Here is a 19797-nt window from a genome sequence, read left to right on the forward strand (position 1 = left end):
CACCCTTTCTTAAAAAATAAGCCAGCCGGAAAACCGGCCGGCTTTATTGTTATTGTATATTTAGTTCTCTTCAAGAAATTAGCCGAGTAACTGGAGTACTCCTTGTGGTAACTGATTAGCTTGAGCCATCATAGCTGTACCAGCCTGACTTAAGATCTGATTCTTAGTGAAGCTCATCATCTCTTTAGCCATATCAACATCAGAGATTCTAGATTCTGCAGCTGTTAAGTTTTCTTCAGCTGTATTCAAGTTATTTATAGTGTGATCTAATCTATTCTGTAAAGCACCTAATTTAGACCTTTCAGTAGATACATCATCAATCGCACTCTGGAAAGTATCAATAGCAGCTTCAGCATCTACTTGACTTATAACACTTATTGAGTGACCTGTGGCAGTCTGCATAGTACCAGTATCATCAGTATATTGCAAAGAAATTTCATTTACTGTAACACCAGTAGCTCCATCAATTGTGGCAGTTACAGCACCACCTATCTCACCAATTGCTAAGCCTTTAGCTGCATCAACTGTTCCACCAGTTGATACTTCTACAGCTCTCATATCAGAAACATCAACATCTAGAGTCTGATCTTTATTTGCACCAATATGAATTTTCTTTCCAGTAAAACTACTATCTAATAATTGTTGAGTATTAAACTCAGTAGTTACACCAATTCTTTGAACTTCTTCTGTTAATTGATTAATTTCTTTTTGTATCTCATTTCTATCTTCTGTTGTAAGAGTATCATTAGAAGATTGTACTGCTAACTCTCTCATTCTCTGTAGAATAGAGTGAGTTTCTTTAAGAGCACCCTCAGCAGTCTGGATCATTGATATGCCATCCTGAGCATTTCTTTGAGCCTGAGCTAAACCTCTAGTCTGAGCATTCATTTTCTCACTAATAGCTAGACCGGCAGCGTCATCAGCAGCACCATTAATTCTCTTACCTGAAGACAGCCTTGATAAAGACTTACTTAAGTTATTCTGTGTGTTTTTTAGCTGGTTGTATGAATTCAACGCAGCAACGTTTGTATTAATTCTCATTATTTATTCCTCCTTGAAATTTTGTGTTGTTACTGGCATCCTTGCCAGTTAAATCTAATTTGTTTTGGTTATATGAGCACCTCCGCAGCAACACTTCGGCCGATAGTGTTGCCAGCAACGGTGTTTTAGTAACCATTACAACTATGGTGTTCTTTAAACCATAGTTATAAAAGCCACTAAAATTTATGTTCTACCTAATAAAATCTACTAAAGACTGCTGCATAATTCTGGAGCCAGAGGCTAAAGAAGCTCTGTAAACTGTTTCTTCCATTTTAAGTTCTGTTATTACCTCAGCTAAATCAGCATCTTCATTTTTGGATTTTAAACTTCTAAGGTGAACTTCATTTGCTTCCAGTCTACTAATGATATTTCCTGTCCGCTGCAGCTTTCCACCAACTTCAGATCTAAGTTCAGCAAATTTATTGATTGAATCATCCATTTCTGATAGGTTACTACCAATATCCTCACCTGAAACACTGGCATCTTCCAACTGATTATAGATTTTATTAATATTTTCAATTTCAGCTTTAAAAACTTCTTTTCCCGTTAAACTGATATCCATCTCTACATTTTCGTTTAACCTTCTACTTACACTATTGGTGTCACCATTATACTTAACATGATTATCTGGACCACCATCAACTACTTCAAAAGGCTTTGCCTCTGTATTCTGCCCAGAGAAAATATAGCTGTCACCAAGTTTAGCATTGGAGATATCTACTAACTCATCTCTCAGCTCTTTCATCTCTTTAGCCACCATTTTCCGATCATCAGGAGTCATCGAATCATTGGCTGCATAGATTGTTAACTCTCTTGCTCTCTGAATAACTTCAGTTCCGCTTTTAAGAGAACTTTCTGTTGTATTTAACCAGTTTTCAGCCTGATTAAGATTTCGCTGAAACTGAGAATTTCTATTTAACTGTGATTTATAATTCATACTATCTGAAACCTTAATTGGAGCATCAGAAGGTCTCTGGAATAACTTACCTGAACTTAGCTGCTCATTTAAGTCATTTAAATCTCCCATATTATTTTTAAGATGATCCAACATATTTCTAACCATCATTGAGTTTGTAACTCGCATTGCTGTCAACTCCTATAATTTAAACTATTGTCATTAGTGAATCGAGTAGTTCTTCAGTTTTTGTTATATATTTAGCTGCTGCATTGTATGACTGCTGGTATTTAATTAATTTAGCCATCTCTTCATCAAGTGAAACCCCGGATACACTTCTATCTAGAGTATCAAGCTGTTTTAAAACAGCATCCTGGTTGTTTTTCATCTTCTGAGCTCTTGATGATTCAGCTCCCACAGAAGTTACAATTGTTCTAAAATAACCTTCTAGAGAGGTTCCTTCGATTACCGAATCACTGTTGAAGATGTTTCCAAGAGCATTTGCATTTTCACCATTACCAATACTCTTATTTAAACTAATATTTTTCTTGCCTGTGTCAGTAAATGTTAAAGTGAAATCTCCAGGATCATCAGTGTCAGGATCAGTATCTATTGATATATTACCATTATCTACATTTAAGTTAACTGGATCTCCAGCATTAACTGTTACTGAATCACCAGCTGTTGCAGGATAAACCTGATTACCATCTGAATCACTAATCTTTAATTCAAACTCATCAGCTGTTGCCCCTTCTGTAACTTCCACCTGATAATTTCCACTCAAATCATTACCGAGAGTGTCAATCTCTACAAAAGAATCAATATTTTTATTTCCGGCTGCTATCTTATCCAGACCGGTGTCCAGATCTTTGATAGCCGCTGTCAGATCAAGCTGAGAAATAACACTTTCTGTACTATTTTCAGAAACCGGCTGAAAAAAGTTTTCTCCATCAACACCACTGGCATCATAGCCTTTTTTATGCTGAGTGTTAAACTCTTCCACCATTGTAGCTGCCATCTTATTTAGCCTGCCTGAGTAAAAATCAAGTTTCTCATCTCTCATCTCCTGCCAGGCTGCAACCTTACCATTTGTCGGTTTAATTTCTGTTCCGGTTCGGCTGTGAATAATCTGATCGTTAAATTTGCCGGGCTCTCCGGGCTCAATTTCTAGATTGTAAGCATCTGAGCCGTTAACCAGCTGCATACCATTTGTTGAAACAATTAAATTACCCTGAGCATCTTCTCTTGCCTGAACATTTAACATCTGATTCATTTCCTTAAAAAGAGCATCTCTCTGATCTAAAAGATCATTTGGATTCTGGCCACTACCCTTAACTGAAACAATCTGTTTATTTAAATCAGCAATTTTAGTTGAAAGCTGATTAATATCTGTAACTGCATTTGCTAAATTATCATTGATGCTTTCCTTATAACCTTTGAGCTGATTTTCTACACTCTGAAAAGAATCAATTAAATTATAGGCATTTTCGCGCACCATATTCCGGGCTGCATTATCACTTGGGTTATTGCTTAAATCCTGGAGTGAGTTCCAGAACTGGTTGGTTGCTGTATCGATTCCGGAATCAGAAGGCTCATTCATAATGTATTCTACCTTCTCCAAACCCCGCTCCATTTCATCCCAGTAGGCAGAGCTCTGGTTTTCCTTAAAAATTTGAGAGTTAATAAATTGATCTTTAACCCGCTCAACCTGTTCAATTTCAACTCCGGTTCCAAACTGTCCGGCTCCTCCGTGGTTGGAAAGCCCGGGGGCTGTATATGGATAAGAAGCTTTATGTATTGCTCGCTGTTTATTATAATCTTCATTATTTGCATTTGCTATATTGTGTCCGGTCACATCGAGAGATTTCCTCTGAGTTTCTAAGGCTCTCAGCCCGACATGAAGACCGCTAAATATGTTATTCATCTTATTCTCACCCTAGCCTTTTTTATTTATAATTCGCGGCTGTTCTTTCTTTACTTTTGCATCTTTAGAATAAGTAGTATCTTCTTTTTTAATGTTTTCCATTATTGTTTCAAAAGAAAGCTGATTTAACTCCAGTGCCTGGGTTAAAAGCAGCTGATTCTGCTCATTTAAATTGTGAAACTCATCAGTCAGCTCGATTAATTCCTCTCGAATCGGGTTTAAAGTTTCTCCCCACTCTGCAGGCAGTTTTTTAATTAAATTGCTGTAGGAGTCTTTTTCTAATTCTATTTCAAATTCAGCTTTGATCTCCTGAATCTTATCATTTCTCTGCTGATCCTTAGCTTCGATCTCGGAAATTACTTCTCTATCATTTTCCACTGTTTCCACTAATTTATCTGTATCATTATTTACCAAAGCTTCATTTTTTGCTTCAGCAATCTCAAAAAGTTTTTGATAGAGTTCTTTTTCTTCTTTTAAAATATTTAAAAGCTCTTTTTTTAGCTTATCTGACATTATTTACACCTGCTCAACATTATTTAAAATTTTTGCAGCCAGCTTTTTGCTGTCAACCTGGTAATTACTGGACTGAACTTTTTCCTTTAAGGCTGCAACCTTCTCTTCTCTAACCTGAGGCATTTTTTTGAGCTCAGCTCTGGCAGTCATGATTTCTTTGGCTTTAGCAGAAATTTGAGTACTGTCATTTTGTGTCTTACTCTTTTCTGTCTGCTTCTGCTGCAGCTGTTTATAATACTGATTGATCTTGCCTGCTTGAATGTTGTTAATTTTCATGGCTGCTCCCTCCTAAAAATTGATTCATTTTTATCTTCTGCTTATATTATCGTCAGAGTGGTGGAATTATTAAATTTGATTTATGGTGATTTGAGGTGGTTGAAGGTGATTAAAGTTGTTTATCTGCTATTTACTCTGTTTTTTAGCTTGATTTGGCTTTATTGTTTTATTATTTTTAAATACAATTTGAAATCTTCTTTTTGGAAATTTTTTCATTCTCACAGTTGTTTTTAACAAACAGATGTATTATAATTAAAGTAGCAATCTAAGAGAGGGGAGATAGATATGAGTTATTATAAATCCAGAGAAGAATTGTTCAGTTATTTTAATAAGCATTCTGCCGAAAAAAAGGATGAATTAGACCGTCATAAAACTAGATCTCCTCTTCTTAAATCATATATTATAGAAACTTCCAGTGTTAATCATAAGAAAAATTTTTTCGACGAAATCAATAATCATTATAACTTATCTGAATTAAAAGGGGAGATTATAGAGATTGATGATGATCAGGAAGATGGTAAGCCAGCAGCCTGGATTGAAAGTTATAATAATAGATATTTTATTTTTTATTCAACAAGAACTACAGAGATTATTGAAAATAAATTAATGAAAGTCATTCAGAATTCACCACTTCTTGATACTTTGTGGCTGGCAGACTCATTCTACTATAATTTTTATAATTACATCAAAAACAATTTTAATGATTATCGTTATGTCAAATTAAAAATGAAATATGATAGTGAATTAAAAACGAACATAAACAAAAATTTTATTAGTGAAGATAAACCAAAAGAACTAATTGAGGATTTAAAAAACATTGAAACTCATAAAGATTTCAATTTAAGTGAAAGCATAAATAATGTAAATAAAATATTACCCGAATTAAGAAAAATGAAATATTGGCCAGCAGCAAATTCAATATCTATGCTCAGAATCCCAGCCAAAAGTGGTGGTGGCATCGACCTCTATAATAATGGAAAGATTACTAACCGCAGCAGAAGCTTTATCGATTTACACCATAATATCAAATTTCTTCTTGATAATTACAGTTATTTAAATAAATTGCTCGAAGAAAAAACATGGTTAAAGCAGGAAAAACACAACTTTCAAAGCAGTGGTTATACAATAAAAGGTAGTCCAGTAATTATTGAATTTGAAGAAAGTCTGGATTTAACTGTCTTTAAAAATTTTATTTATAAAATCTTCCAGCAAAGAAATAAAAATTTCAGACTCTGGGGGGAACCTCTAAAAATTTCTGAGAAAAAATATCATATTTATGGTTTAGATCTCCACCTCTGGAAAGAAGTTTTTCTGGAAATTACTCCTGATTTGTTTGTTTTGATTTTACCGGAAGGAGTCTGTGGAAATACAATAAATAGATTTATTACAAATATCCAAACCTTTTTAGAGCCTAACTTTAAAGTATATATTGGAGATGAATCTTATGATAAATTTCTCGAAAAGAGCTTTCTTGAAGGAGGGTTAAAGTCATGATTGATATTTCTTTAGAAAAAAACCCCTTGATGCAGTTAAATTTATTACTCTGGATGTCTTTAAAAGGGAGAGAAAGCTGGATAAACCCTTATTTTAAAAATAAAGGATATGAAATACTTGTTATTGAACCAGAAATGACTTTACCCCTCGTCATGTAAATGTTTTAAATCAAAATAATATTCAATTTATAGATAATCCAAAACCTGAAGTTATACTTATCAATAATGAGAAGAAAAACTTTCTTACTATCGAATGTAAAAATCAGTGTTTTAATCTTGATGATAAAAATACCCGATCTACAAAACAGGCCAATTCCTTTTTGGTATACAACGCAGATTTGATTTCAGAGAGTTTTGGTGTTGAGGCTAAAAATTTTTGTGGCCTCTTAAATTATAATTTTGTTAAAAGTGATTATCTTGCTAAATTTACTGAGACAATAATAGAAATGGGCAGAAATTTAGGCTTATTGGTTAATGAAAAAACAAATCTACCTTCAACATCATATTTTTCGGAAAAAGATAATAATCTTTTCCTGAATTTTATGGATCCTAATAATTCACTATCTGATATTGATTTTAAAAATCAAGTTAAAGTAATGAACTTAGAAAAAGATACAATTATTGCCCCACTTTATTTAATACCTCTTGATAGTTCCGGTGAAACTGATGAATATGGGGAAATTGTCTTTTATAAAAGACTAAAAAGTAATTTTGGTGTTTTCCTGGGACAACTTGATTATTCAGATAATAATGAAGAAATAATTTTAGATATAGAAACAGATATTCTTGAAAATGTGATTAAAATTTGGAACACCTGGAGTAATTCTGAAACTAAAAGATTTATTCGTAATAAAGCTAGGAATTATCTTAATAAAATCATATCTATATTAGCTCAAAATATTGAAGATTTTAATTATGAAAGTATTAATGATGGATACAGCTTAAACATAGAAGACAAAAGGACTATAACAGAACTTAGAAAAGAATTTTTAAAAGTAAAAATAAAAAGAGAAGATGAAGCAATTAAAAAACATCAATTAAGTTTAAATCTTAATGAACAGTAAAACCTTCATCTTTATCAACTTTTTAATTTTAAATACTGAAAAGTATCAGGAAACTTAAGATGATTAAGAATCCTGATACTTTTATTTTTTTCTTATTTAACTTTAAACTTCTTAATTAATGCTGAAAGATTCTTTGCCAGCTCAGTTAAATCCTCTGAGCTCCCATTGACCCGAAAACTTTGAATCGATAATCTCATGGCCAGTTCTAAATCTAAAACTGCTTTGACAACTGCCGCCTGGTTTGCCTCACTGGAAGCAACTCCCTGAATTCTAAAAATTATTCCACCTGTTAAAAATCAAGAAACCGGCTGAGTTTTAACCCGGCCGGTTTTCATTAGTCTATGCAGCTTTCAATTAATGCTTCAAAAAATCTATTATTTCTTCTTTAGAATCTGCAGTTATTATTTTTTCGCTTAAGTCTTCAATTTTACTCAACTCAGCTTTATTAATTAAATCAATGATCTCATTATCGGAGTCACCAAATTTTGCTTTTATTTGTCTGAGTATGAGCATTCTTGCTTCTTCCTGTTTTCCTTCGTCTTTTCCTTTTTTCTTACCCTGCTCTTCAACATATTTAAAAAATTTAACCATTTTGCGATCCCTCCATAATTCTATCATATTTTCACTGCTTAAAAATTTATCACATAACACAATAGTTAGAGCAGCCAAATTATTCTTAAATTTTTGATCAGCATCCAGCTTATCTTCCAGTTCAATAGTCTCTTTAACCCGTTTAACCATATCCTGATCACTATTCATCAGCGGAAGAAATATTAATTCAAGATAATTAATTTCTTTCCCTTTCTCTATTTTCTCTCTTAATTCTTTCATCTTTTCTTTACCATCTTTATCAGACATATTAACAACAGTTGTGTTGTAACCCAGGCTCCCAGCATTAAAAGCTGCCTCTGAAGCTGGATAACCCTTAATACATAAAATTATAGTCCGAATCCTATCTCTATATCTATTATACAACTTTAGGTCATAGGAAGCAAAACGAATCAGATCGTCAACAGAAACCTCTATCTCTTCTTCTAAATGCAAAATTGAACCATCTTCTAATTTAAAATTTAAATCCATCCTTTCCGCACTTGTTTCAATCTCAGCAAATTCAGTCTCCAGATAAGAATCAATTCCAGGCAGCTCCACCTTTAAGAAATCGCCAATATCATTTTTAAAGAGACTGAAAGAATCTTTAAAAACAAAGTTATAATTATGAGCCGTCACATCAAACTGCTGCATTAAATTTCCTCCTTTTCTAATATTTATACTATTAAAAGTATATCGTAGGATAATTTGGAAATAAAGTAAAATAATTATTTTATGAGCAAAAAAATATCCGCAAATAAAAGCTATAAAATTAAATGACTTAAAAAATTTAGCTAAAATAACTTAATGAGAAAAATGCTTATCATTACCCAAAATAAAAGAATAAGAAATAGAGTGACTTAATATTTTTTGTTAAAATAACTTGATAAAGATAAAAGCTAAATTGAGCTGAAGGACACGAAGCGAAGGCTTTTGATCGTCCATCAAATAAAAGCTATAAAATTGAGTGACTTATTATATTTTGCTAAAGCAACTTGATAAAGAAAAGACTTAAATTAAGCTGAAGGACACGATGTCCTGAACTGCCGCCGGGACAGGAGGTCCCGATAAGGCAGGTAGCTTAATTTAAGTCTTTGATGAATCTTAGTTGCTTCTAAATAGAATTCGGAGCTCAATTTTATAGCTTTTATTAATAATCAGATATCGGCTTCCTCACCTTAACCAGCTGATCAATAACCCCAACCATTTTATCAAGCTCCGGTTTGGTTATCTGAGCATCTGCTCCAACTTCCTTACCCTTATGTAAGAGATCCTCACTAATCAAAGACGAGAAAATAACCGTCGGCAATTTTCTTAAATAGCGGTCTTCGTGAATTTTTCTAATTAAAGTATGGCCGTCCATATTCGGCATTTCAATATCAGTAATAATTCCCTGAACATGATCCAAAATACTGTCTTCAGGATTGTTTTCTTTAATCTCCATTAAATGTTCATAGAGCTTTTGGCCATCACTGTAAATTTTAAAATCTTCATAACCTGCTTCCACTAAGGTATCCTTAATCATATTTCTGGTTGTTGGTGAATCATCAGCCAGAGCCAGAGTTTTATTTTTTCTCTTTGCTCTTACATCAGCCGGCGCTTCGGGCTGAACATCAATTTCACTGCCAATTTCAGGCTGCAGATCTTCTAAAATCTTTTCGAAATTTAAAAAGTTAATTAAATCTTTGTTTTCCTCTGACTTAATAACCCCATTGACAAGCTCCCCCATCATCCGATCTGGTGGCTGAATATCATCCCAGCCGATACGGTCAATACCAACCACATTATCAACTGCAAATAATATCTTGGTATTATTAAACTCCGCCAGAATTGACATGATAACCCCATCATTTTCAATCAGTTCAGAATTAAGATAGGAACTTAAATTAACGATCATTATAACATCTCCGCGGATGTTGGTCATTCCTAAAATAACATCTGACTTCTCGGGCAGCTTTTTAATATCTTCTTTTTTAACCCGCAAAATCTCTCTTACCTTTAATACATTTATCGCATATGAGCTGTCATCTACTATAAACTTAAGTATTTCCAGTTCTCCGGTCCCACTCTCCAGTAATATATCCTGTTTTTTCGCCATGATATGCCCCCTAAACTCTCTCTTTTTAGTTATTGTTACTAATTATATAATATTTTAACTGATTTTAACAGGCATCCTAAAAAATAATTTAATCAATATCTTCTTCTAAAAAATTTAGAAAATCCTGAATTTCTTTTTTTACCTTGCTATATTCGTTGGAAAAGTTATCTAACAAAATAGATATTTTTTTATCTGAATATTTGTTGGCATAAACATTTCTAACAATATGTCTAAAAGCCCTGTATTCATCCAGAATATCTCTACTCTCCTTAGAAATCAGAGCTGGCCTTAAGTTTTTGATTTTTAAAGCCATTTGATCCAGCAGTTCTTTATGCCAGGAGGAACCCTCTGGTATATTTTCATCTATTTCTTTTGCCACTTCCAAAAATATTTTCTCAAAGCCTGAATAGAGTCCGTGAAGATTTAGAGCAACACTATCCAGATAAAATTCATCTCCATTAATTTTATATTTTCCCCAGACTGTTTGAATTCTATCTTTAAGCTGATCTAATTCAGTCAGTTCATCTTCAATTTTAGCGATAAAAGTTAAAATTCCTCTTTCAGTCATAATTCTACACCTCGCTCTTTAATTTCTTTTTTGAAAGATTCACGGCATTCCTTATAATCAAGGAGATCAACTTCAAATCCACTTAAAATGTTCATCACTTCTGCATAAGCCTTATAAAAGAATTCATCTTTAAGCCCAAAAACAGCCAGATCTACATCTGAACGCAGGTAAAACCTGTCTTGATCCAAAACAGAACCAAATAATACCACTTTTTCAGCTTTATATTTATCTTTTAGTATTTTTGCTGCCTTTTTTGCTTTAATCAGAGCTTCCTGCCGCCGTTTTTCCTTTTCTTCCTTTTTGCTGTCTTTAAACAAAAGTGGATATTTTTTGCTCATGATCTCACCTGCTTTCTTAAATTTATCTTCCACAGCACTTTTTATACTTTTTTCCACTACCACAGGGACAGGGATCATTGCGTCCTACTTTTTTCTCTGTTCTGATAATTGTCCCCTCATTATTACGAGAATATTCTTCATCCTCATCTACTGTATTAAAATCTCCGCCTGGAGCCTGACTAAAAAGATCAAAAAAATCATTATTCTTTCTGGCATCTTTTTGTTCTTTTAAATTATCCTGATAAAGTTTAAGCCGTTTCTTTTCTTCACCATGAATAATTCCTAGAATAATTAGAGTTTCTAATATATATTCAGGTGCATTTTGAATATTTGCCTCTGCCAGATAATCATAACCGACTTTACTCCCTATTTCCCGCAGAGTTAAAACAAACATTTCATGAAAATCAAGTATACCCTGCTCCCAATATTCAATCGTTTTTTCCGCTGCCTGATCGGTTGCAAATTGCTCCAGGGCACTGCTGACAAATATATGAGTAGTTGAATCACCGGCTTCCATTCCCTGAGTCACCGTCTCCAGCTGATAACCATCAATTTTTTCTAAAGCTTTGACAGCTTCCTCGCAGATAATATCTCCCTGTTTCTCATTAACCAGCTCAATAATTGTAGGCACTGATTTAACTGAATTAATTTTAACCAGATAGTCAAGCATTCTGCTGATTGAAGAAGCATATCTATTATTTTGTAAATATGCAATTACTCTGTCTTCAAAAATATCTCCACTATTTAAAAAAAGATCAACTAACTCTTCCGGCAGCTTTTCTCGATCTAAAGTCATCTGCTGCCAGAGGTATTCCTGCCCTTCTTTTGCTTTTTCGAGCATTGTCTGATAATCATTATCTTCCAGAACTACTAAAAGCATTACTACCAGTTCCAAACTAAAAAATCTGACTGAGAATTTCTGTTGTATTTCTTTTTTATTATCCAGGATAAAGTTTAAAAGATAAAGCAGCCAGTAATCCTCTTCTCTCATTTTTCCTTTTTCTTTATTTAAAAATTCTAAATTAAAATTATCCAGTTCTAGTGTTTTAGTAAAACTATAGCGCTGATTTAACTCTGATATAATCTTTTCTGAAAGTTGATAAATAAACTCAAAATATTGATTGTTATGATGGAGTTTATAAAGTTCTTCTCCTAAAAATAAATCGAGCTGATTTACTCCTTTGTTATTTGGATAATAATCTTTTAAAGTTTCAATTGACTCTTCCAACGGCTGCTGTTGAAAGAAATTACGGAACAAATAACTAAACTCTTCTGCCTTAAATAAAGTATTGAATTTAGCAATAACATCTTCCTGATCAAATTTTTCTGATTTTTTTATAAGAGTTTCTAAAATAAGTTTGATATCTTTTTCATCTTTATAGGAAATCAGTGCTCCCATATAAGTTTCCATGTAAGGAAATGGAGAACTGAAATCATTGTCAAAATATCTCAGCATCGCATATGCTTCGTCTGTCTGCAAAATCTCCAGAGCTTCTATTACTACTAAAAAAGTACTTACATTAGTTTGCCGTCCATCTATCTGTAAAAGAAGATTAACAATTCTATTTTTGTCAACTCCTTTTTGTGCCAATGCTTTGAGAATATGTGCCTGCATCTCAAAACTAATCTCAGTTTTTCCTTCTACGAGTCCAAATAAAAAATCAGAATCAATTAGCTGCCAGTTTTCTCTTAAATATGTCATAAGAGTATACTGCAACCGCTCTATTTTTTTAATCATTTTCGGCTTAATAAAACTTTTGGTGTATTTGTATGTAAGCTGAGAATCTGGATAAAGTTTAATTAACTGTTTATAGGCCCAGTGCTGAACAAGAGGTACTTTGCTTTCACAAAATCTGCCGTAATCTTTTTTATTAAATAAAAATTCTGCCATCATTAACCCATCCTTTTATGTATTATTTTCAAGCTTAAATTTATTATATCATATAGCTAGCAAAAAACCACTACCCGCGGTGGATAGTGGTTTGGTAAATCTTATCCAACTTTAAAATCTGGACTATCTGTTTCGATTACTATTTTATGTCTGTGATGATAAAATTCTTCTTCTAATTTATTTTGCCTTTTTTCAGTACCCTCAAGGTTAGCCATTTTCAAATCAAGCTGATCCAACTTGGCTCCATGTGTCTCAGTCCTAGCAAGTAAAGTTCTAATCATATCAGTATTTTCTTTAAGTTGCGGCTTCATTTCAGCTACATCAGTCTTTAATATTGATACATCAGTCTTTAGTAAAGAGACATCATCTTTCAAACCTGATACATCATTCTTTAGTGAAGAAACATCACTTTTTAATGAAGAAACATCACCTTTAAGTGATGACACATCATCCTTAACCCCAGATATTTCTTCTCGAACTATCTGCCTGATACCATCTAAAAGCTCCTGATCCAAAGTTAACACCACCTATCTCTTAATCATTTCCATGAGCGGCATCTATTTTTTTAATAAATTACTCTTATCATTCGACTTCACTTAATTTCTATTATTACCCTACTTTAGCCGAGAAAGCCTCGCTCATGTTAATGGGCGGGGAGGATGTCAATACTTAAATTATACCACAAGAGGTGGTGTAAATAAAGAAAATATAACTTTGTGAATCATTACTCTTTAACCTGGTTCAAAACCGCAGTTTTGAACCAGGTACAAATCTACTTCTCGCGCTGCTTTCCGGCCCTCATCAATGGCGTTAACCACCAGACTCTGGCCGCGGCGCATATCACCGGCAGCAAATACTCCGTTAAGGTTAGTTTTAAAGTCTCCATAGTCTGCTTTAACATTGGAGCGATTGTCCTGCTCCAGTCCTGAGGACTCAATCAGAGTTTCCTCCGGGCCTAAAAAACCCATTGCAATCAGAATTAAATCTGCAGACCAGACTTTTTCGGTGCCTGCTTTTTCGACTGGAGTAAAGCGTCCGTTTTCATCTTTTTCCCAGCTAATTTTAACAGTTCTGACTCCAGTGACAGCTTTTTGACCGGAATCATTTTCGGCAGTCAGGATATCTTTGGTCATAATTAGAAATTCTCTTGGATCAGAACCAAAAAGTTCGATTGCCTCTTCCTGGCCGTAGTCCACCTTCAGCGTTTTTGGCCACTCCGGCCAGGGATTATCTGCCTGCCGCTCATCTGGTGATTTGGGCATAATCTCAAACTGATTGACAGTTTTAGCTCCCTGCCTGATTGCAGTTGCCACACAGTCAGTCCCGGTATCTCCACCACCAATTACAATTACATCCTTAGCTTCTGCTGAAATATAGTCTTCATTTTGGTCACCTAAGATTCTCTTAGTATTGGCTTTTAGATAGTCAACAGCAAAGTGAACTCCCTCTGCCGCGCGACCTGGAACCTCAAGGTCGCGGGGTTTGGTAGCCCCTCCGGTGAGGACCACCGCGTCGAACCCACGTTGGAGTTCTTCTAAACTCAGATCACTGCCGATTTCTGTGCCAGTTATAAACTCTACTCCTTCGGCCTCCATGAGCTTCAGGCGGCGCTTGAGTACCTTTTCTTTATCTAGTTTCATATTGGGAATACCGTAAACCAAAAGGCCGCCGATTCTATCCTGGCGCTCATAAACAGTCACTTTGTGTCCCAGCTTATTTAGCTGATCAGCCGCTGCCAGTCCGGCCGGGCCAGAACCAACCACTGCTGCTGATTTTCCTGTTCTTTTTTCTGGCGGCTCCGGCTGAATCCAGCCCTCAGCAAAAGCCTTTTCTATAATCTGATATTCATTGGCCTTGATGGTCACTGCCGGGTCATTTAAACCCACTGTACAGGAGCCCTCACAGGGCGCGGGGCAGACTCGTCCCGTAAATTCGGGAAAATTATTGGTCTTTAAAAGCCTTCTAACCGCTTCCTCCCATTTGTTTTTATAGATTAAATCATTCCACTCCGGAATCAGGTTATTAACCGGACAACCGGAAACCATACCACCAATCTCCAGGCCGCTGTGACAGAAGGGGATACCACATTCCATGCAGCGGGCTCCCTGAATTTTAGCAGCTTCTTCGCTAAACTTATTCTTAAATTCCTGCCAGTCTTTTATTCTCTCTTTTGGGGAGCGCTCTTTCGGTACTTCCCGCTTATATTCCATAAATCCTGTTGCTTTACCCATTTTATCTCCTCCTCTGTCCTAATTTCCGCTGACTCGAGCTTTGTCATGAGCATTTTCCTCAAAAGCCTTCATCAGAGCAGCATCTTTTTTAAGTCCCTGGGCCTCAAATTCAGCAATCGCATTAATCATCCGCTGATAGTCGCGGGGCATAACCCGAATGAATTTCTCCTTGTAGTCGAGCCAGTTATTTAAAATTTCAGCTGCCCGGTCACTGCCGGTATATTTTAAATGCTCTTCAACCATTTCTTTAACAACTGCTTCGTCTTCAGTTTCAGTTAAATAATCAAGTTCAACCATCTCTCCATTTACTTTATCTTTAAAGTCAGCTTCCTGGTCAAAGACATAGGCGGTTCCCCCGGTCATGCCGGCAGCAAAATTGCGGCCCACCTGACCGAGGACAACAACCCTGCCTCCTGTCATGTATTCACAGCCGTGGTCTCCCAGGCCTTCAACAACAGCATTGACTCCACTGTTGCGGACACAGAAACGCTCACCAGCCTTTCCTTCGATATAGGCTTCACCGGAGGTTGCTCCAAAAAAGGCCACATTACCGATGATAATATTTTCTTCAGCCTTAAATTTAGAGCTCTCTGATTTCTCAACAATTACCTTAGCTCCGGAGAGTCCCTTGCCCAGATAATCGTTGCTGTCTCCTTTAAGCCTAAAAGTTACACCCTGAGGCAGAAAGGCAGCAAAGCTCTGACCGGCTGAGCCTGTGAAGTTGAGTTGAATTGTATCTTCTTTCAGTCCCTCAGCTCCGTAGCGCTTTGTGATCTCACTACCCAGGATTGTTCCGACAACCCGGTCTGTATTTTTTATCTTGAGATCTTTTTCTAAGCGGAAGCCATTTTCTACTGACTCTTTTGTCAGCTCCAGCAGCTCTCTTAAGTCCAGACTTTTTTCCAGGCCGTGGTCCTGCTTCTGCTGGCAGTAAACTGCCTTTTCTTTAGCCTGTTCTGGTTGATATAAAATGGAAGCATAATCAAGTCCTTTAGCTTTCCAGTGTTCTCTGCTTTTATCCTGCTTTAACTTATCAACTCTTCCGACCAGTTCATTAACCGAGCGGAAACCTAAAGCTGCCAGCTCCCGGCGAAAATCTTCTGCCATAAAGCGCATAAAGTTAACCACATGCTCCGGCTTACCCTGAAACTTCTTCCTGAGTTCCGGGTCCTGAGTTGCAACTCCCACCGGACAGGTATTTTTACTGCAGACCCGCATCATCACACAGCCTAAAGCAACCAGGGGAGTTGTCGCAAAACCATATTCTTCTGCTCCCAGCATTGCTGCCACTGCCAGATCCTTTCCGGTCATTATCTTCCCATCTGTCTCTAAAGTAACTCGATCTCTTAAGTCATTTAAAACCAGTGTCTGGTGGGTCTCAGCCAGGCCAAGCTCCCAGGGCAGTCCGGCGTGGCGGATACTGGTTCTTGGTGAAGCTCCTGTACCACCATCATAACCGCTGATTAAAATCACATCTGCCTTACCTTTGGCTACTCCGGCTGCAACTGTTCCCACTCCAACCTCAGATACCAGCTTAACATTGATCCGGGCCTCCCGATTGGCATTTTTTAAATCGTGTATCAGCTGAGCCAGATCTTCAATCGAATAGATATCATGGTGAGGAGGTGGTGAAATAAGTCCTACTCCGGGAGTTGTACCTCTGGTTTCTGCAATCCAGGGATAAGCCTTTTTACCCGGCAGCTGTCCACCTTCACCGGGTTTTGCTCCCTGGGCCATCTTAATCTGAATCTCCTGTGCATTGACAAGGTAGTGAGAATTAACGCCAAAGCGGCCGGAGGCAACCTGTTTAATAGCACTGCTCCTTAAATCTCCATTTTGATCAACGGTAAAGCGCTCCGGATTTTCTCCACCTTCTCCGGTGTTACTCTTGCCGCCAATTCTATTCATCGCAATTGCCAGGGCCTCGTGGGCTTCCTGACTGATCGAGCCGTAGGACATGGCTCCCGTTTTAAAGCGCTTCATAATCTCTGCTGCCGGCTCAACTTCCTCTAGAGGAATCGGCTCCGGCTGGTATTCAGGTTCTAAAAGTCCCCTTAAGGTCAGCATTTTAGTACTCTGATTATTTATCTTGGCTCTGTATTCTTTAAATAGCTGATAATTATCTTCTCTCACTGCCCGCTGCAGCAGGTAAATAGTCTCCGGATCATAGAGGTGTTCTTCTCCATCCTTCCGCCAGCTAAAATTACCGCCGGGCTCAAGGGTTTCCTTTTCAACTTTAATTCCCTTAAAGGCACTGTCGTGGCGCATGATGCTTTCTTTTTCAATCTCTTCGATGCCGATTCCACCAATCCGGGAAGCTGTGCGGCAGAAGTATTTATCGATAACTTGCTCAGAAATTCCAATTGCCTCAAAAATCTGGGCTCCGCGGTAGCTCTGGACTGTAGAAATTCCCATCTTGGCCATTACTTTTACAACACCCTTGACAGCGGCTTTAATATATTTCTGCTTAGCCTCTTCTTTAGTTATTTCTAAATGACCCTTTTCAACCAGCTCCTCCAGACTTGCAAAGGCAAGATAGGGGTTGACGGCATCCAGGCCATAACCAATTAAGACTGAAAAATGATGAACTTCTTTCGGCTCACCTGATTCTAAAACCAGACTGAGCTCTGTCCTCAGACCCTTTTCAATTAAATAATGGTGGAGGCCGCTGACTGCCAGCAGGGCTGGCACAGCTACTTTGCTGCCATTTACTCCCCGGTCAGATAAAATTAAAATATTTACTCCTTCAGCAATCAATTCCTCAGCCTCTTTAAATAGCTCTTCCATTCTCATTTCGAGGCTCTCTTTTTCTTTATCAAAGACTATCTCCAGAGTTGCTGTTTTAAAACCGGGCTGGTCCATTTCTTTGATCAGCTCCAGCTCCTCATTGCTCAGCAGAGGGTGCTCCAACTCCAGCTGGCGGCAGCTTTTAGCATCAGGCCCTAATAAATTGCCTTCTGAACCTAAAAAGGTATTGGTAGCAGTAATCAGCTTTTCTCTAATCGAATCAATGGGAGGGTTTGTTACCTGAGCAAAGCGCTGCTTAAAGTAATTGTATAAAAGCTGCGGCTGGTCAGATAAAACTGCCAGGGAAGCATCATTTCCCATCGAGCCAATTGGATCGACTCCATCCCGGGCCATCGGAATTAAAATCTTCTGCAGGTCCTCATAACTGTAGCCGAAACTCTTCTGCAGTTTGACCAGGCCACTGGATTTTGAATCCGTCGCGTTTATTGCTGTCTCTTTTTTAGCAGGCGACTGATTTTTTGAAGCTTCTATTTTTAAATCTTTCAATTCTATCAGCTCTTCTTTTAGCCATTTTCCGTAGGGCTCTGCTGCTGCAATCTCTGCTTTCAGTTCCTGGTCATTAATTATTCTTCCTTTTTCCGTATCTAAAAGCAGCATTTTACCTGGCTCCAGGCGCTGTTTGCTGACAACTTTCTCCTCCGGCAGCTCAAGTACACCGACCTCTGATGATAAAATTAAGAGATCATCATCTGTCAGATAATAGCGGGAAGGACGAAGACCATTGCGGTCCAGCACAGCTCCCACCTGGGTACCGTCAGTAAAGGCCATTGCGGCCGGGCCATCCCAGGCTTCCATAATCGTACTGTGGTAATGATAAAAGTCGCGCTTCTTTTTTTCCATCTCTTCGTTGTGCTCCCAGGGCTCTGGAATCATCATCATCACCGAATGAGCCAGTGAGCGACCGTTTAAAGCTAAAAACTCCAAAACATTATCAAAACGCGCTGAATCACTGCCTTCAGGAGCAATAACCGGCAGCAGCTCTTTTAAATCATCGCTGAAAATATCACTGGCAAAGATTCCTTCCCGGGCCCGCATCCAGTTTTGATTACCCAGCATGGTATTGATCTCACCATTGTGGATTAGATAGCGATTGGGATGAGCCCTTTCCCAGGAGGGAAAGGTATTGGTGCTAAAGCGTGAATGCACTAAGGCAATCGCAGTTTTAAGCTCCGGCTGACTTAAATCCGGGAAAAATCCTTCCAGCTGCCCGGGAGTTAACATTCCCTTATAGACTAAGGTGCGGCTGGAGAGAGAGGCAAAATAGAGCTCTCCTTTATACTCCGAGTTACGAATCTTATTTTCAATTTTTTTGCGGATCAAATATAATTTGCGTTCAAAATCTATTCCCTGCTCTACTTCTTTAGACTTCTCAATAAAAATTTGATAAAAATCTGGCATAACTTCTAAGGCTGATTTTCCTATTTCTGCTGTCTGAACGGGAACTTTCCGCCAGCCAATAAGTTTTTGTCCTGTTTCTTCTACAACTTCTTTAACAATTGCCTGAACTTTTTCTCGCTTCTCTTCTTCTCGGGGCAGAAAAACCATTCCTGCTCCATATTCTCCTTTTTCTGGGAGAGATACTCCCTCAGTCTCCATCTGCTGCCTCAAAAAGCTGTCAGGAAGCTGAATTAGGATACCGGCACCATCACCAGTATTCTCTTCACTACCACTTGCTCCCCGGTGGCTTAAATTGACCAGGACTTCTAAGGCCTGCTCAACTATCTGATGCGACTTTCTACCTTTAATATGGCTTACAAATCCCATACCACAGGCATCATGTTCAAATTCTGGACTGTACAATCCCTGCTTCTCAGGCATCTTTGTAAAAGTCATATAAATCATTCCTTCTCTCTTAAATTAGTTTGTGCTTAATTTCTCTTAAACCAGGTCCAAATATATAAAATATCACTAGCATTGCATAAAAATATTTAAGAAAAGTCAAGTTCGATTTTTAGCGAAAATACTTGCTTAAATTAGAAAAACTCCTTATAATTGGGATTAGGATAGTCTTTGTCCAAATCCCAAAAAATAAGGAGCATATACTATGGACAAAGATATCACAGAAACCA

General features: G+C 37.1%; 15 protein-coding genes and 1 pseudogene. 3 read left to right on the forward strand and 13 right to left on the reverse strand.

What is annotated here, in order from left to right; genetic code table 11:
• Nucleotides 1-78: 78 nt before the first annotated feature.
• The 5 genes from C8C76_RS09925 to flgM form a co-directional block, all read right to left on the reverse strand.
• Nucleotides 79-1041: a flagellin N-terminal helical domain-containing protein gene (locus C8C76_RS09925; protein ID WP_108141207.1), complete on the reverse strand. Its 963-nt coding sequence runs from the start codon at nucleotides 1039-1041 to the stop codon at nucleotides 79-81.
• 190 nt (nucleotides 1042-1231) lie between these two features.
• Nucleotides 1232-2125, reverse strand: a complete 894-nt coding sequence (gene flgL, locus C8C76_RS09930) for a flagellar hook-associated protein FlgL (RefSeq protein ID WP_108141209.1) — start codon at nucleotides 2123-2125, stop codon at nucleotides 1232-1234.
• Nucleotides 2126-2144: 19 nt separating this feature from the next.
• Nucleotides 2145-3860 carry a flagellar hook-associated protein FlgK gene (gene flgK, locus C8C76_RS09935; RefSeq protein ID WP_108141211.1) on the reverse strand — a complete coding sequence of 572 codons (1716 nt, stop codon included), beginning with the start codon at nucleotides 3858-3860 and terminating at the stop codon, nucleotides 2145-2147.
• A gap of 12 nt (nucleotides 3861-3872) precedes the next feature.
• Nucleotides 3873-4373, reverse strand: coding sequence for a flagellar protein FlgN (locus C8C76_RS09940; RefSeq protein ID WP_108141213.1), 501 nt, complete (start codon nucleotides 4371-4373; stop codon nucleotides 3873-3875).
• A 3-nt stretch (nucleotides 4374-4376) separates the two neighbouring features.
• Nucleotides 4377-4649 (reverse strand): flagellar biosynthesis anti-sigma factor FlgM, encoded by a 273-nt coding sequence (flgM, locus tag C8C76_RS09945; protein WP_108141214.1) that lies wholly within the window; start codon nucleotides 4647-4649, stop codon nucleotides 4377-4379.
• Between the two features lie 285 nt (nucleotides 4650-4934).
• On the opposite strand from flgM, the gene C8C76_RS09950 reads away from it, so the two are divergent.
• The 3 genes from C8C76_RS09950 (at nucleotide 4935) to C8C76_RS09955 (ending at nucleotide 7206) form a co-directional block, all read left to right on the forward strand.
• Complete coding sequence (locus C8C76_RS09950) at nucleotides 4935-6143, forward strand: hypothetical protein (protein ID WP_108141216.1); 1209 nt, start codon at nucleotides 4935-4937, stop codon at nucleotides 6141-6143.
• Nucleotides 6140-6301, forward strand: coding sequence for a hypothetical protein (locus tag C8C76_RS15150; RefSeq protein ID WP_181248190.1), 162 nt, complete (start codon nucleotides 6140-6142; stop codon nucleotides 6299-6301). Before C8C76_RS09950 ends, C8C76_RS15150 begins: the two co-directional genes overlap by 4 nt.
• Before the next feature lie 161 nt (nucleotides 6302-6462).
• Nucleotides 6463-7206 (forward strand): hypothetical protein, encoded by a 744-nt coding sequence (locus C8C76_RS09955; RefSeq protein WP_108141218.1) that lies wholly within the window; start codon nucleotides 6463-6465, stop codon nucleotides 7204-7206.
• Nucleotides 7207-7560: 354 nt separating this feature from the next.
• Here C8C76_RS09955 and C8C76_RS09960 read toward each other — a convergent pair whose 3' ends face one another.
• The 8 genes and pseudogenes from C8C76_RS09960 to gltB all read right to left on the reverse strand — a co-directional run bounded on the left by C8C76_RS09960 (nucleotide 7561) and on the right by gltB (nucleotide 19561).
• Nucleotides 7561-8448, reverse strand: coding sequence for a DUF4351 domain-containing protein (locus C8C76_RS09960; protein WP_108141220.1), 888 nt, complete (start codon nucleotides 8446-8448; stop codon nucleotides 7561-7563).
• Nucleotides 8449-8944: 496 nt separating this feature from the next.
• On the reverse strand, nucleotides 8945-9892 hold the full coding sequence (locus C8C76_RS09965) for a chemotaxis protein (RefSeq protein WP_108141222.1): 948 nt from the start codon (nucleotides 9890-9892) through the stop codon (nucleotides 8945-8947).
• Between the two features lie 88 nt (nucleotides 9893-9980).
• Nucleotides 9981-10460 (reverse strand): hypothetical protein, encoded by a 480-nt coding sequence (locus C8C76_RS09970; RefSeq protein ID WP_181248191.1) that lies wholly within the window; start codon nucleotides 10458-10460, stop codon nucleotides 9981-9983.
• Nucleotides 10457-10798 carry a nucleotidyltransferase family protein gene (locus C8C76_RS09975; protein WP_181248192.1) on the reverse strand — a complete coding sequence of 114 codons (342 nt, stop codon included), beginning with the start codon at nucleotides 10796-10798 and terminating at the stop codon, nucleotides 10457-10459. The genes C8C76_RS09970 and C8C76_RS09975 overlap by 4 nt, the downstream gene beginning before the upstream one ends.
• Nucleotides 10799-10820: 22 nt before the next feature.
• Nucleotides 10821-10916, reverse strand: a pseudogene (locus C8C76_RS15515) (SEC-C metal-binding domain-containing protein); the annotation flags it as partial.
• A gap of 1874 nt (nucleotides 10917-12790) precedes the next feature.
• On the reverse strand, nucleotides 12791-13204 hold the full coding sequence (locus C8C76_RS09985) for a hypothetical protein (RefSeq protein ID WP_108141226.1): 414 nt from the start codon (nucleotides 13202-13204) through the stop codon (nucleotides 12791-12793).
• Between the two features lie 216 nt (nucleotides 13205-13420).
• Nucleotides 13421-14920, reverse strand: coding sequence for a glutamate synthase subunit beta (locus C8C76_RS09990; protein WP_108141228.1), 1500 nt, complete (start codon nucleotides 14918-14920; stop codon nucleotides 13421-13423).
• Between the two features lie 18 nt (nucleotides 14921-14938).
• Entirely contained in the window at nucleotides 14939-19561 is a 4623-nt protein-coding gene (gene gltB / locus C8C76_RS09995; protein ID WP_108141230.1) for a glutamate synthase large subunit, read from the reverse strand.
• Nucleotides 19562-19797 lie beyond the last annotated feature (236 nt).

The sequence above is a fragment of the Halanaerobium saccharolyticum genome, assembly GCF_003053565.1.
Lineage (GTDB): Bacteria > Bacillota > Halanaerobiia > Halanaerobiales > Halanaerobiaceae > Halanaerobium > Halanaerobium saccharolyticum_B.